Origin of the sequence: Pantoea conspicua (genome assembly GCF_002095315.1) — a bacterium.
Classification (GTDB): domain Bacteria; phylum Pseudomonadota; class Gammaproteobacteria; order Enterobacterales; family Enterobacteriaceae; genus Pantoea; species Pantoea conspicua.
In genome coordinates this window covers 38,153-54,053 of the sequence record NZ_MLFN01000025.1, presented here as the reverse complement: position 1 = coordinate 54,053, position 15,901 = coordinate 38,153, and the positions used below count along the sequence as shown (strand labels likewise).

The 15,901-nt window shown below is 58.6% G+C and carries 9 protein-coding genes and 1 pseudogene; all 10 read left to right on the top strand.

The features are described from left to right. The coding region (locus tag HA41_RS10735; protein WP_094120780.1) for an MdtA/MuxA family multidrug efflux RND transporter periplasmic adaptor subunit at positions 1-1,067 on the top strand (1,067 nt) is incomplete at its 5' end. Next, positions 1,067-4,188 (top strand): annotated as a pseudogene (locus HA41_RS10730) (MdtB/MuxB family multidrug efflux RND transporter permease subunit). The gene HA41_RS10735 and the pseudogene HA41_RS10730, both read left to right, overlap by 1 nt. Continuing rightward, positions 4,185-7,259 (top strand): multidrug efflux RND transporter permease subunit MdtC, encoded by a 3,075-nt coding sequence (mdtC, locus tag HA41_RS10725; RefSeq protein WP_094120779.1) that lies wholly within the window; start codon positions 4,185-4,187, stop codon positions 7,257-7,259. Before HA41_RS10730 ends, mdtC begins: the two are co-directional and overlap by 4 nt. Positions 7,260-7,329: 70 nt before the next feature. Then, positions 7,330-8,736 (top strand): MFS transporter, encoded by a 1,407-nt coding sequence (mdtD, locus tag HA41_RS10720; RefSeq protein WP_094120778.1) that lies wholly within the window; start codon positions 7,330-7,332, stop codon positions 8,734-8,736. Beyond that, entirely contained in the window at positions 8,733-10,121 is a 1,389-nt protein-coding gene (baeS, locus tag HA41_RS10715) for an envelope stress sensor histidine kinase BaeS (RefSeq protein WP_094120777.1), read from the top strand. The genes mdtD and baeS overlap by 4 nt, the downstream gene beginning before the upstream one ends. 6 nt (positions 10,122-10,127) lie before the next feature. Beyond that, positions 10,128-10,835, top strand: coding sequence for an envelope stress response regulator BaeR (gene baeR, locus HA41_RS10710; RefSeq protein ID WP_094120776.1), 708 nt, complete (start codon positions 10,128-10,130; stop codon positions 10,833-10,835). 126 nt (positions 10,836-10,961) lie between these two features. Continuing rightward, positions 10,962-12,344 (top strand): prephenate-dependent tRNA uridine(34) hydroxylase TrhP, encoded by a 1,383-nt coding sequence (trhP, locus tag HA41_RS10705; RefSeq protein ID WP_094120775.1) that lies wholly within the window; start codon positions 10,962-10,964, stop codon positions 12,342-12,344. Between the two features lie 221 nt (positions 12,345-12,565). After that, complete coding sequence (yegS, locus tag HA41_RS10695) at positions 12,566-13,465, top strand: lipid kinase YegS (RefSeq protein ID WP_094120774.1); 900 nt, start codon at positions 12,566-12,568, stop codon at positions 13,463-13,465. Between the two features lie 145 nt (positions 13,466-13,610). Further along, a complete protein-coding gene (gene manD / locus HA41_RS10690) occupies positions 13,611-14,825 on the top strand; it encodes a D-mannonate dehydratase ManD (RefSeq protein WP_094120773.1) in 1,215 nt (404 codons plus the stop codon). A 10-nt stretch (positions 14,826-14,835) separates the two neighbouring features. Beyond that, positions 14,836-15,846: a Zn-dependent oxidoreductase gene (locus tag HA41_RS10685; protein WP_094120772.1), complete on the top strand. Its 1,011-nt coding sequence runs from the start codon at positions 14,836-14,838 to the stop codon at positions 15,844-15,846. Positions 15,847-15,901 lie beyond the last annotated feature (55 nt).

The window sequence follows — 15,901 nt, the reverse complement described above, 5'->3', positions numbered from 1 at the left end:
CGCTGGCCCCGGTCCAGGCGGCCAGCGCCACTCGCCAGAGCGTCCCGCAATACCTGAGCGGATTAGGCACCGTGACCGCAGCCAATACTGCTACGGTACGCAGCCGGGTAAATGGCGATCTGGTAGCGATTCACTTTACTGAAGGCCAGCAGGTCAAAGCCGGTGAATTGCTGGCGGAAGTCGATCCGCGTCCTTATCAGGTGGCGTTAACCCAGGCGCAGGGCCAGCTGGCGAAAGATCAGGCCACGCTGGCGAATGCCCGGCGCGACCTGGCGCGTTTTGAGAAACTGGCGAAAAGTTCACTGGTGTCACAACAGGAGCTGGATACCCAGCGCTCGCTGGTGAGCGAAACCCTGGGCACTCTGAAGGCAGATGAAGGCAGCGTCGCCAGCGCCCAGCTTAATCTGACCTACAGCCGTATCACCGCGCCCATTGCTGGCCGGGTCGGCCTGAAGCAGGTTGATGTCGGCAACTACGTCACCAGTGGCGATACCACCGGCATTGTGGTGATCACCCAGACGCAGCCGATCGACGTGGTATTCACGCTTGCCGAAAACAATATCAGCCAGATTCTCAAGGCGCAGAAAAGCGGCGAAACGCTGCAGGTCGAAGCCTGGGATCGCAGTAATCAGACGCTGATCGCCAGCGGTAAGCTGCTGAGTCTGGATAACCAGATTGATGTCACCACCGGCACCATCAAAATCAAAGCGCGGTTCGATAATCAGGACGACGCTCTGTTCCCGAATCAGTTCGTTAACGTCCGGCTGAAGGTCAACACGCTGCAGGATGCGATAGTGATCCCGGCCGCTGCGCTGCAGATGGGCAATGAAGGCCACTTCGTCTGGGTGGTTAACAGTGACAATAAAGTCAGTAAGAAAAGCGTGATTGCCGGTCTGCAGGACAGCCAGAAAGTGGTGATCAGCGCTGGTCTGGAAGCCGGTGAGCGGGTGGTGACTGACGGTCTGGATCGCCTGACCGAAGGGGCAACAGTGGAGATTGTCGCGCCGCAAAGTACCGCCCCGCACAGCAGCCGTGCGACCCTGCCGTCGAAGGGAGAGCGTGAGTAATGCAGGTGATGCCTCCCGATCACAGCGGTGGACCGTCACGCCAGTTTATTCTGCGTCCGGTGGCCACCACGCTGTTGATGATTGCCATTCTGCTGGCGGGCGTGCTGGGTTACCGCTTTCTGCCGGTCTCAGCGCTGCCGGAAGTCGATTACCCGACGATTCAGGTAGTCACACTCTATCCCGGCGCCAGCCGGATGTCGTCACCTCGTCGATTACCGCGCCACTGGAGCGTCAGTTCGGCCAGATGTCGGGCCTGAAGCAGATGGCATCGCAGAGTTCAGGCGGCGCATCGGTGGTGACGCTGCAGTTCCAGCTCAGTCTGCCGCTCGACGTGGCGGAGCAGGAAGTGCAGGCGGCGATTAACTCCGCCACCAACCTGTTGCCTGACGATCTGCCTAACCCGCCGGTCTACAGTAAAGTGAACCCGGCCGATCCGCCAATCATGACGCTGGCCGTTACCACCAGCAGTATGCCGCTGACCCAGGTGCAGGACATGGTGGAAACCCGGGTGGCACAGAAAATTTCCCAGGTCAGCGGTGTGGGCCTGGTGACGTTGTCCGGCGGTCAGCGGCCCGCGGTGCGGGTCAAAATGAACGCCCAGGCGCTGGCGGCGCTGGGCCTGACCAGCGAGACGGTGCGCACCGCCATCAGTAACGCCAACGTCAATTCGGCCAAAGGCAGTCTGGATGGGCCAGCGCGCTCGATTACCCTGTCGGCCAACGATCAGATGAAGTCGGCAGAAGATTACCGCCAGCTGATCATCAGCTACAACAATGGCGCACCGGTGCGGCTGGGTGATGTCGCCACCATTGAGCAGGGTGCGGAGAATAGCTGGCTGGGAGCCTGGGCCAACCGCGACGCCGCGATTGTACTCAACGTACAGCGTCAGCCGGGTGCCAATATTATTGCCACCGCCGATAACATCCGCGCCATGCTGCCGGCGCTGACGGCGGCGCTGCCAAAATCGGTCTCGGTTAAACTGCTGACCGATCGCACCACCAATATTCGCGCGTCAGTGAACGATACCCAGTATGAGCTGATGCTGGCGATGGCGCTGGTGGTGATGATCATCTATCTGTTCCTGCGCAACGTGCCTGCCACACTGATCCCGGCGGTAGCGGTACCGCTGTCGCTGATCGGCACGTTTGCGGCAATGTACTTTCTCGGCTTCTCGATCAACAACCTGACGCTGATGGCGCTGACCATCGCCACCGGCTTTGTGGTCGATGACGCGATTGTGGTGATTGAGAACATCTCCCGCTACATCGAAAAAGGGGAAAAACCGCTGACCGCGGCGCTGAAAGGCGCAGGCGAAATCGGTTTTACCATCATCTCGCTGACCTTCTCGCTGATTGCGGTATTAATCCCGCTGCTGTTTATGGGCGATGTGATTGGACGTCTGTTCCGCGAGTTTGCCGTGACGCTGGCGGTGGCGATTCTGATTTCAGCGGTGGTCTCACTGACCCTGACGCCAATGATGTGCGCCCGGATGCTGAGCGCCGAGTCGCTGCGTAAGCAGAACCGTTTCTCACGCGCCAGCGAAGCGATGTTTGATCGCATTATTGCCGTCTACGGCCGCGGTTTGCGCCGGGTGCTTAATCATCCGTGGCTGACCTTATCGGTGGCGCTCAGCACTCTGGTACTGACGCTGCTGCTGTGGATGATGATCCCAAAAGGCTTCTTCCCGCAGCAGGACAACAGCATTATTCAGGGTACGCTGCAGGCACCGCAGTCGGTCTCCTACGCCAGCATGGCCGAGCGTACCCGCGACGTCGCCTCGATTATCATGAAGGATCCGGCAGTGCAGAGCATGACCTCGTTTGTCGGCGTCGACGGCACCAACGCCGCGCTGAACAGCGCACGATTGCAAATTAACCTCAAGCCACTCGACCAGCGTGAAGACCGGATTCCGGTGATTCAGCAACGGCTGCAACAGCAGGTCAGTCAGATCCCGGGCGTACAGTTATGGCTGCAGGCGGTGCAGGATCTCACCATCGATACTCAGGCGAGTCGCACGCCGTATCAGTTTACGCTGCAGTCGGGCTCGCTGGCGTCGCTCTCCACCTGGGTGCCTGCGCTGCTGGCCGAGCTCAACACCCTGCCGCAACTGCGGGACGTCAGCAGCGACTGGCAGGATCAGGGGCTGGAAGCCTATATCAATGTCGATCGTGCCAGCGCCAGCCGGCTGGGCATCAGCATGGCTGACGTGGATAACGCACTGTATAACGCCTTTGGCCAGCGACTGATCTCCACCATTTACACCCAGGCCAATCAGTATCGCGTGGTGCTGGAGCAGGACAACCGCGCCACGCCCGGCCTGCAAAGTCTGGACGGCATTCGTCTGGCCAGCAGCGACGGCGGCAGCGTGCCGCTAAGCACCTTCGCCCGGATTGAGCAGCGTTATACGCCGCTCAGCATTAACCATCTCGACCAGTTCCCGTCAGCTACCTTCTCGTTCAACGTGGCTGACGGCTATTCGCTGGAGGATGCGGTCAACGCGGTGTCGCAGGCGGAAGCGCAGCTCGGTATGCCAGCCGACATGATGACCCAGTTCCAGGGCAGCACGCTGGCGTTTGAAGCGGCGCTAAGCAGCACCGTCTGGCTGATTGTGGCGGCCATCGTGGCGATGTACATCGTGCTCGGGGTGCTGTATGAGAGCTTTATCCATCCAATCACTATCCTGTCGACGCTGCCGACCGCTGGCGTCGGGGCGCTGCTGGCGCTGATGCTCAGTGGCAACGAGCTGGATATTGTGGCGATCATCGGCATCATTCTGCTGATCGGTATTGTGAAAAAGAACGCCATCATGATGATCGACTTCGCGCTGGCGGCCGAACGTGAACAGGGGATGCGGCCTTACGATGCGATTTATCAGGCCTGCCTGCTGCGTTTCCGGCCGATTCTGATGACCACCCTGGCGGCGCTGCTGGGCGCCTTACCGCTGATGCTCAGTACCGGCGTTGGCGCGGAACTGCGTCATCCGCTGGGGATTGCGATGGTCGGCGGGCTGATTGTCAGTCAGGTTCTGACCCTGTTTACCACGCCGGTGATCTACCTGCTGTTTGATCGGCTGGCGCTGGCGACCCGCCGTCGCTTTGGCCGCACGGAGGCCGCAGAGTGAAGTTCTTTGCGCTGTTTATCCATCGGCCGGTTGCTACTACCCTGCTGACGCTGGCGATTGCGCTGGCCGGCATTCTCGGGTTTCGCCTGCTGCCGGTCGCCCCGCTGCCGCAGGTTGATTTCCCGGTGATCGTCATCTCAGCCTCACTGCCCGGCGCTGCGCCGGAGATCATGGCCTCGTCGATCGCCACGCCGCTGGAGCGTTCGCTGGGCCGCATCGCCGGGGTCAGTGAAATGACCTCAACCAGCTCGCTGGGCAGCACCCGCATTATCCTGGTGTTCGATTTTGATCGGGATATCAACGGCGCGGCGCGTGATGTGCAGGCGGCGATTAATGCCGCGCAGAGCCTGCTGCCGACCGGGATGCCGTCGCGTCCGACCTGGCGCAAAGTAAACCCTTCTGATGCGCCGATCATGATCATGACGCTGACCTCGGACAGCTACAATCCGGGTCAGCTGTATGACTACGCCTCGACCCAGCTGGCGCAGAAGCTGTCACAGATTGAGGGCGTGGGCGATGTCACCGTGGGCGGCAGTTCGCTGCCTGCGGTACGTGTGGCGCTTAATCCCCAGGCGCTGTTTAATCAGGGTGTGTCGCTGGATGCGGTGCGCACCGCCATCAGCAATGCCAACCAGCGGCGGCCGCAGGGCGCACTGGATGATTCGCAGCAGCGCTGGCAGTTGCGTACCAATGACGCGCTGCAGACCGCCAGTGAGTATCAGCCGCTGGTGGTGCACTACAACAACGGCGCGGCGGTCAGGCTGTCGGACGTGGCGACAGTCGAGGATTCGGTTCAGGACGTGCGCAACGCCGGGATGTCGCGCGGTAAACCGGCGGTGCTGCTGCTGATTCGCAAAACTCCCGAAGCTAACGTCATCGATACCGTCGATCGCATCCGTGCCGAACTGCCGCTGCTGCACGAGGTGATCCCGGCCGCTATCGATCTGCAGATTGCGCAGGATCGCTCGCCGACCATTCGCGCTTCACTGCATGAAGTAGAGCAATCGCTGGTGATTGCCGTCGGGCTGGTGATTCTGGTGGTGTTCGCCTTTTTACGTTCCGGTCGCGCCACGCTGATCCCCGCTGTTGCGGTGCCGGTTTCGCTGATTGGCACCTTCGCCGCGATGTATCTGTGCGGCTTCAGTCTGAATAACCTGTCGCTGATGGCGCTGACCATCGCCACCGGCTTTGTGGTGGATGATGCGATTGTGGTGCTGGAGAACATCGCCCGCCACGTCGAGGCGGGAATGAAACCGCTGCCCGCGGCGCTGAAAGGGGTACGTGAAGTCGGCTTTACCGTGCTCTCAATGAGTCTGTCGCTGATTGCGGTCTTCCTGCCGCTGCTGATGATTGGCGGGCTGATTGGCCGCTTCTTCGCCGAGTTTGCCGTCACCCTGTCGGTCGCGATCGTGATTTCGCTGTTTATCTCGGTTACCCTGACGCCGATGATGTGTGCGTATCTGCTGAAACCCACTGCGCCGGGCAGCCAGCCACGACGGCATGGCTCAGGCCGGCTACTGCTGGCGATCCAGCAGGGCTATGGCCGATCGCTGAGCGTGGTGCTGAACCATGCCCGCTGGGTACTGCTGCTGTTTTTGTCCACCATCGGCCTGACCATCTGGCTGTTTATCAGCATTCCGAAAACCTTTATGCCTGAACAGGATACCGGCCGGCTCTCCGGCTTTATCTCGGCAGATCAGAGCATTTCGTTCCAGGCGATGCGCAGCAAGCTGCAGGATTTTATGGAGATCGTCGGTGCCGATCCGGCCGTCGAAAGTGTGGTCGGCTTTACCGGCGGGATGCGCACCAACAGTGGCTCAATGTTTATCTCGCTGAAACCGCTCTCCGAGCGTAAAGAGAGCGCCCAGGAGGTGATCGCCCGCCTGCGGATCAAACTGGCGAAGGAGCCAGGCGCTAACCTCTACCTGAATGCGGTGCAGGATCTGCGCGTCGGAGGACGGGAGTCGAATGCCAGCTATCAGTATTCGCTGCTGTCGGACGATCTCAATGACCTGCGGACCTGGGAGCCCAAAATCCGTCAGGCCTTCGCCGCCCTGCCGCAGCTGGCGGACGTCAACTCCGATCAGCAGGATAAAGGCAGTGAGATGGACCTGACCTACGATCGTGAAAGCATGGCACGGCTTGGCATCAGCGTCTCTGACGCTAACGCCCTGCTGAACAACGCCTTTGGTCAGCGTCAGATCTCCACCATCTATCAGCCACTGAATCAGTACAAAGTGGTGATGGAGGTCGATCCGCGCTACACCCAGGACATCAGCGCCCTGTCGCAGATGTTTGTCATCAACAGCGAAGGCAAAGCGATTCCGCTGTCGTGGTTTGCGAAGTGGCAACCGGCCAACGCCCCACTGTCGGTTAACCATGAAGGGCTCTCGGCAGCATCGACCATCTCGTTTAACCTGCCGGAAGGGGTATCGCTGTCGCAGGCATCCGAAGCGATCGATCGCACCATGACCGCGCTTGGTGTCCCCTCCAGCGTGCGCGGCAGCTTTGCCGGTACCGCTCAGGTGTTTCAGCAGTCGCAGAGCAGTCAGCTCTGGCTGATGCTGGCGGCGATTGGCGCGGTCTATATCGTGCTGGGGATTCTGTATGAGAGCTATGTTCATCCGCTGACCATTCTGTCGACGCTGCCATCGGCCGGGGTCGGCGCGCTGCTGGCGCTGGAACTGTTCGATACCCCGTTCAGCCTGATTGCGCTGATCGGGATTTTACTGCTGATCGGCATCGTGAAAAAGAACGCTATCATGATGGTAGATTTCGCCCTTGAGGCGCAACGCAACGGCCAGCTCAGCGCGCACGATGCGATTTTTCAGGCCTGTCTGCTGCGCTTCCGGCCGATTCTGATGACCACGCTGGCGGCGCTGTTTGGTGCGCTGCCACTGGTGCTGACCAGCGGTGACGGCGCGGAATTGCGCCAGCCGCTCGGCATTACCATTGCCGGTGGTCTGGTAATGAGCCAGTTGCTGACGCTCTACACCACGCCAGTGGTCTATTTGATGATGGATAAACTGCGGCGTAAAAAACGTCCGCTGGTCACAGCGCAGCAGCAATAACGGGGTGTGCGACGCAGCAGCGTCGCGCGGGGTGAACAGAGCGAAGTGACGTGATTTTCGGGGCTGAACGATGAACACACAGAGCGCAAATGTCCGCTGGCAATTATGGATAGTGGCGATCGGCTTCTTTATGCAGACGCTGGATACCACCATTGTTAATACCGCCATTCCGGCGATGGCGCACGATCTGGGCGTCAGTCCACTGCATATGCACTCGGTGATTGTTTATTACGTGCTGACGGTAGCGGTAATGCTGCCGGTCAGCGGCTGGCTGGCCGACCGCTTCGGGGTACGCAATATTTTCTTCAGCGCCATTGTGTTGTTCAGCCTCGGCTCACTGCTGTGCGCCCTCTCCACCACACTTGACCAACTGGTGATGTCGCGGGTGGTTCAGGGCATTGGCGGCGCGATGATGGTACCGGTCGGGCGTCTGACGGTGATGAAAATCGTGCCGCGTGAGCAGTATATGTCGGCAATGACCTTTGTGACGCTGCCGGGTCAGATCGGTCCGCTGCTGGGGCCAGCGCTGGGCGGTGTGCTGGTGGAGTACGCCAGCTGGCACTGGATTTTCCTGATCAACATTCCGGTCGGTATTGCGGGTGCCGTCGCGACCCTGATGCTGATGCCGAACTATGCGATGCAAACCCGACGGTTTGACCTCAGCGGCTTTATCCTGCTGGCGGTGGGTATGGCGACCTTAACCCTGGCGCTGGATGGTCAGCGCAGCAGCGGCGGCTCGCCGTTACTGCTCGGCGCGATGATCCTGGTCGGGATATTCTCACTGTTGTTCTATCTGATGCATGCGCGCAGCAATGACAATGCGCTGTTCAGCCTGAAACTGTTTGATAACCGCATCTACTCGATTGGCCTGCTCGGCAGCTTTACCGGCCGCATCGGCAGCGGCATGCTGCCGTTTATGACGCCGATTTTTCTGCAGGTCGGCATGGGCTACAGTCCGTTTCACGCCGGGCTGATGATGATCCCGATGGTGCTGGGCAATATGGGGATGAAGCGCATCGTGGTGCGCATCGTAAACCTGTTCGGCTATCGCAACGTGCTGGTGGTGTCGACCATTGCGCTGGCACTGGTGGTGGTGCTGTTTCCGCTGGTGGCGATACTGGGCTGGGTCTGGCTGCTGCCGCTGGTGCTGTTTCTGCAGGGCATGGTCAACGCCATCCGCTTCTCTTCAATGAATACCCTGACGCTGAAAGAGCTGCCCGATGAACTCGCCTCCAGCGGTAATAGCTTGCTGTCGATGATTATGCAGCTGTCGATGAGTATCGGTGTCACCGTGGCGGGTTTACTGCTGGGTGCCTTTGCTCAGGATGGTGCCAGCGACAGCAGTGCAGAACATCAGATGTTTATTTATGCCTACCTGTGCATGTCCTTGATTATTATCCTGCCAGCGCTGGTGTTCTGGCGCGTGCCGCAGCAGGTCAGTAAAAACGTCGACTTACGACGCCGGAGAAAGTCATGAGAGTTAACCTGCGCATCGGCATTGGCGCCAAGCTGTTTATGGCGATTTTCTCGACCTGCATGCTGGTATTAATCACCATGCACTGGGGCGTGCGCCTGAGCTTTGAACACGGCTTTGTTGATTACATCAAGCGCGGCAACGAACAACGGTTAAGCATGCTCGGTGACGCGCTGGCCGATCAGTATGAGCAGCACGGCAACTGGGATTTCCTGCGCCACAACGATCGGCTGGTGTTTAATATTCTGCGGTCGCTGGAGCAGAATCCCGACAGCAATAATCAGCTGCCGCCACACGGCTGGCGTACCCAGTTCTGGATCCTTGACCAGCAATATAAAGTGATGGTCGGCCCGCGCTCGCCGGTGCCGCCAGAGGGATCGCGGCGTAATATCACCACCAGCAACGGCAAAGTGGTCGGCTGGGTGATTGGCTCGCCGCCGGAACGGCTGACGCGCAGCACCGACATCAATTTTGATCAACAGCAGCGGCGTACCAGCTGGTATATCGTCGCGTTGTCCACGCTGCTGGCAGCGCTGGCCACCTGGCTGATGGCGCGCGGCCTGCTGGCACCGGTCAAACGGCTGGTTGATGGTACCCATCATCTGGCGGCCGGTAATTTTGCCACCCGGGTTGAGGTTGGCAGCCAGGATGAACTGGGACAGCTGGCCGGCGACTTCAACCTGCTGGCCAGCTCGCTGGAAAAAAACGAAAGCATGCGCCGCGCCTTTATGGCGGACATCTCGCACGAGTTGCGTACCCCGCTGGCCATTTTGCGCGGCGAGCTGGAGGCGATGCAGGATGGTGTGCGTAAAATTACGCCGGAGGCAATCGCCTCGCTGCAGAGTGAAGTCGTGGTGCTGACCAAGCTGGTGGACGATCTGCATCAGCTTTCCCTTTCTGATGAGGGCGCCCTCGCCTACCGTAAGCAGGCGACCGATCTGGTGCAGTTGCTGGAGGTGACCGCTGGCAGCTTTGCGGAACGCTACCGCGCCTATGGCTTAACCCTGAAGCTGCAATTACCAGATGAAGCCCCGTTCTTTGGCGATCCTGATCGACTGATGCAGCTGTTCACCAACCTGCTGGAAAACAGCCTGCGCTATACCGACAGCGGGGGCCGGGTCGAGGTGAAATTGTGGTATGAAGCCCCTTACTGGCGTATCGATCTGGAAGACAGTGCGCCCGGCGTCGACGGAGAACACCAGACGCAGATTTTCGAACGCTTCTTCCGTACCGAAGGCTCGCGTAACCGGGCCAGCGGCGGGTCGGGACTCGGCCTGGCGATCTGTAAAAACATCGTTGATGCGCACGGTGGTAACATCTCTGCAGAGCACTCTGATTTAGGTGGACTGAAAATCGCGCTACACTTGCGCTACGTTCCCTCTGTGTAACTGCTTATGAGCCAGCCAAACCACGACCCTTTAATTCTGGTGGTCGAAGATGAGCCAAAACTGGCGCAGCTGATGATCGATTATCTGCACGCCTCCAATTACCGCACCCACCATATTGCCGATGGCAATGCGGTGCTGGATTACGTACGCCAGTCACCGCCCGACCTGATGCTGCTGGATTTGATGCTGCCCGGCACTGATGGACTGACGCTGTGCCGCGAAATCCGCCGCCACTCTGAACTGCCGATCATCATGGTGACCGCTCGCACCGAAGAGATCGATCGACTGCTTGGGCTGGAGATTGGCGCCGATGACTATATCTGCAAGCCATTCAGCCCGCGCGAAGTGGTGGCCAGGGTGAAAACCATTCTCCGCCGGGTGAAACGCAGTGCCGAAGAGGTGCAGAACAGCTCGCTGCTGACGATAGATGAAGGCCGCTTTGTTGCCAGCTGGCGCGATCGGCCGCTGGATTTGACCCCGGCAGAGTTTCGCCTGCTGAAAACGCTGTCGCTGGAGCCTGGCAAAGTGTTTTCGCGTGAGCAACTGCTCAACCATCTGTATGACGACTACCGTGTGGTCACCGATCGGACCATTGACAGCCATATCAAAAATCTGCGCCGCAAGCTGGAAAGCCTTGATAGCGAACAACCTTTTATCCGCGCCGTCTACGGCATGGGCTATCGCTGGGAAGCCGACGTCTGTCATTTGATCTAGTTTGATCCCGATCAATTTACTTCCGTTTTCTCACTGCCTACAATTCCGCACCTTTAGCAGGGCCTCTGACCGGCCCTGCCGCTGTCGCCTGAGGCGGCATACTGACCTGACATCAGTGAGAACCCGATGAAACCCGAACTGCTTTCCCCTGCCGGCACGCTGAAAAACATGCGCTACGCCTTCGCCTATGGTGCCGATGCGGTCTATGCTGGCCAGCCACGCTACAGCCTGCGGGTGCGCAACAATGAATTTACCCACGAAAACCTCGCCAAAGGGATCGATGAAGCGCACGCGCTAGGCAAAAAGTTCTATGTGGTGGTCAACATTGCGCCGCATAACGCCAAACTGAAAACCTTTATTCGTGATTTAACGCCGGTAGTGGCGATGCAGCCTGATGCGCTGATTATGTCCGATCCAGGCCTGATCATGCTGGTGCGGGAAGCCTTTCCCCAGATGCCGATTCATCTGTCGGTGCAGGCGAATGCGGTTAACTGGGCGACGGTAAAGTTCTGGCAGCAGATGGGGCTGAGCCGGGTGATTCTGTCTCGCGAACTGTCGCTGGAAGAGATTGCCGAAATCCGCCAGCAGGTACCGGAGATGGAGCTGGAAGTGTTTGTTCACGGCGCGCTCTGCATGGCCTATTCCGGCCGCTGCCTGCTCTCCGGTTACATGAATAAACGCGATCCCAATCAGGGCACCTGCACCAACGCCTGCCGCTGGGAGTATAAGGTGGCCGAAGGTCAGCAGGATGAGGTGGGCAACATCGTCGGTATCCACCAGCCGATCCCGGTGCAGGATGTCACGCCGACACTCGGCGTGGGGCAGCCAACCGACAAAGTCTTTCTGCTGGAAGAGAAGATGAAGCCGGGCGAGGTGATGAGCGCCTTTGAAGATGAGCACGGCACCTACATCATGAACTCCAAAGATCTGCGCGCGGTGGCACACGTTGAGCGCCTCAGTCAGATGGGCGTCCACTCGCTGAAGATCGAAGGCCGCACTAAATCTTACTATTACTGCGCCCGCACCGCGCAGGTCTATCGTCGGGCGATTGACGATGCCGCCGCCGGGAAACCTTTTGATCCATCGCTGCTGGAAACGCTGGAAGGGCTGGCCCATCGCGGTTACACCGAAGGCTTCCTGCGTCGTCATACCCACGACAGCTACCAGAACTATCAGCAGGGCTTTTCAGTCTCCGATCGTCAGCAGTTCGTGGGCGAATTTACCGGTGAGCGACGGGATGCCTGGGCAGAAGTGGCGGTGAAAAACAAATTCATGCTGCACGATCAGCTGGAGATCATGACGCCTGCCGGGAATCTGATGTGTCAGCTGGATGCGCTGCAGAATGCGCGCGGCGAGGCGATCGATGTCGCACCCGGTGACGGGCATCGCGTCTGGCTGCGGGTGCCGGAGGAGGTTGATCTGCGTTTCGGCCTGTTGCTGCGCAACTTTGCTGACGGTCAGGACACGCGCGATCCGCATGCAAATCGTTTACCAACTGAAACATTTTGATGAAGTTAGAACAGGATCACAGACCCCTGAGCGGCGCTGCCTTATAGTCCCGCCTGCTGCTAACGAGTAACAACAATCAGCAGGTTATTACTGGAACCACCTCATTCACCCGCCCGGCTCCCCCGTGCGGGTTTTCTTTTTTCTCACTTTCGCCAATAATTTTCAGCGGTCAGCTATGTTATAACCCTCCTCTCACTCTGTAGATCTTCAAGGAACAGATAATGGATAAAAAATCGCTTACGCTGCTGATTCTGAATGGAAAAGGCGCAGGCAATGATGATCTGCGTGACGCTATCAGCTCGCTGCGTGAAGAAGGTTTTGATATCGCGGTGCGCGTGACCTTTGAAAAAGGTGACGGCGACCGCTATGTCAAAGAGGCGATTGCGCTACAGGCAGAGACCATAGTCGCTGGCGGCGGTGACGGCACCATCAATGAGATCGCTACCGCGCTGGCAGCCTCTGAAGCGGCCCATCGTCCGGTGCTCGGCATCCTGCCGCTCGGCACCGCCAACGATTTTGCCACCAGCGTTGGCATTCCCGAAGGGATGGAGCCCGCGTTGCGGCTGGCCATTCAGGGCAAAGCCAGCAGCATTGATCTGGCGCGGGTCAATCAGACCCACTATTTCATTAATATGGCGACCGGCGGATTTGGCACCCGGATCACCACCGAAACGCCGGAAAAACTGAAATCGGCCCTGGGTGGCGTCTCCTACTTTATTCATGGCCTGATGCGGATGGATGCCCTCAAGCCTGATACCTGTGAAATCAGCGGGCCTGACTTTCATTGGCAGGGCGATGCGCTGGTGATCGGAATTGGCAATGGCCGCCAGGCGGGCGGCGGACAGCGTCTCTGTCCATCGGCGCTGATCAACGATGGCCGGCTGGATGTCAGCATTGTGACTGCCCAGGAGCTGCTGCCCACGCTGCTGCACTCGCTGACCGGCGATGATGACAACCCAGGCATCGTCACCACCCAGCTGCAGTCGCTGACTATCCGCTCACCGCATGAAATGACCTTTAACCTTGACGGTGAACCGCTGTCCGGACGCGAGTTCGTGATTGAAGTACTGGCCGGTGCGCTGAGTTGTCGCCTGCCGCCGCAGTGTCCGCTGCTGGCCTGATTGATCAATACCGGGGCGAAAGCCCCTTTCTTTTTTGGCATGTAAACGCTTTGTGACTGCCTTCACAACTCTGTCGCATCAACTTGTATGGTAGTATTAAAGCGCGTATTTTTTCATCATTGAATGCTGACTGAAGGCTATCGGGATGAAAATTGTTAACGCTGAAGTATTTGTAACCTGCGCAGGCAGAAACTTTGTCACTGTCAAAATCACCACCGATCAGGGCCTGACCGGCATTGGCGACGCCACGCTGAATGGCCGCGAATTACCGGTGGCCTCCTACCTGAAAGATCACGTTTGCCCGCAGCTGATTGGCCGCGATGCGCATCAGATTGAAGATATCTGGCAGTTCTTCTACAAAGGCGCTTACTGGCGTCGCGGCCCGGTGACTATGTCCGCCATCTCCGCCGTAGATATGGCGCTGTGGGATATCAAAGGCAAAGCCGCCAATATGCCGGTTTATCAGCTGCTGGGCGGCGCTTCACGCACCGGCGTGATGGTCTATTGCCACACTACCGGTCATTCCATCGATGAAGTGATGGACGACTACGCGAAGCACAAAGAGCTGGGATTCAAGGCGATCCGCGCCCAGTGCGGCGTGCCGGGGATGAAAACCACCTACGGCATGGCCAAAGGCAAAGGGCTGGCCTATGAACCCGCCACCAAAGGTAACTGGCCCGAAGAGCAGTTCTGGTCAACCGAGAAATACCTCGACTTCACTCCGAAACTGTTCGCGGCGATCCGTGACAAATTTGGCTTTGATGAGCATCTGCTGCACGACATGCACCACCGTCTGACGCCGATTGAAGCGGCGCGTTTTGGCAAAAGTGTGGAAGATTATCGCCTGTTCTGGATGGAAGATCCGACGCCAGCCGAGAACCAGGAATGTTTCCGCCTGATCCGTCAGCACACCGTGACGCCAATTGCGGTCGGTGAAGTGTTTAACAGCATCTGGGATTGTAAGCAGCTGATTGAAGAGCAGCTGATTGACTATATCCGCACCACCATTACCCATGCGGGCGGGATTACCGGGATGCGCCGCATCGCGGATTTCGCCTCACTCTATCAGGTACGTACCGGCTCACACGGTCCGTCCGATCTCTCGCCAATCTGTATGGCAGCCGCCCTGCACTTTGATCTCTGGGTGCCTAACTTCGGCGTGCAGGAATATATGGGCTTCTCTGAGCAGATGATGGAGCTGTTCGATGCCAGCTGGACCTTTGACCAGGGCTATATGCATCCTGGCGACAAACCGGGTCTGGGCATTGAATTTAATGAGAAGCTGGCCGCGAAATATCCCTACGAACCCGCCTATCTGCCGGTCGCCCGTCTCGAAGATGGCACGCTGTGGAACTGGTAAGGAGCATCCGATGAAAAGTGTAGTCATTGAACAACCGGGCGAGCTGGTGCTGGCTGAACGTCCGCTGCCACAACCGGCGACCGGTGAAGTTCGGGTGAAAGTGGCCTACGCCAGTATCTGCGGTTCTGACGTCCATATCTGGCACGGCCACAACCCGTTCGCCAGATATCCGCGGGTAATTGGTCATGAATTTTTCGGCGTGATTGATGCCGTCGGCGACAGTGTCGATGCGGCACGACTGGGTGAGCGCGTGGCGGTGGATCCGGTGGTCAGTTGTGGTCACTGCTACCCCTGCTCGGTGGGTCGCCCCAACGTCTGTACCTCACTGCAGGTAATTGGCGTCCATCGCGACGGCGGCTTCAGTGACTATGCGCTGGCACCGGCTAAAAATGCCTTCTGCCTGCCGGACAGCATTCCCGACAAGCTGGCGAGTCTGGTCGAGCCGTTCACCATCGCCGCCAACATCACTGCGTTCCTGCAGCCCCAGCCGCAGGATGTGGCGCTGATTTACGGTGCCGGCCCGATGGGCTTAACCGCCATTCAGGTGCTGAAAGGCGTCTATAACGTCAGAGAAGTGATGGTGGTGGATCGCCTGCCGGAACGGCTGGCACTGGCGCAGCAGAATGGGGCCGATCGGCTGTTTAATAACAGCGAAGTTCCGCTGGCGGCGCAGCTGGAAGGCATTCAGCCAACGCTGATTATCGACGCGGCCTGCCATCCCACTATTCTGGCCGAAGCGGCCGCCCTTGCCTCACCGGCGGCGCGCATCGGTCTGCTGGGCTTTTCCGGCGAACCCTGCAGCATTACGCAGCAAAGTCTCACCAGTAAAGAGCTGTCGCTGTTTACCTCACGTCTTAACAGCAACCGCTTTCCACAGGTGATTGAATGGATGGAAAAAGGGTTAATCCAGCCAGAGAAGCTGGTCACACACTATTTCCCACTTCAGGAGATTGAACGTGCCATGACGCTGTTCGAGAAAGATCCGCGCACCTGCTGCAAAGTCATCCTGCAAATGGGTTAATGCCCACTGAACACCAGGTGTCCTCAGCCGGTGCGTACCCGCCGGCATGATTATA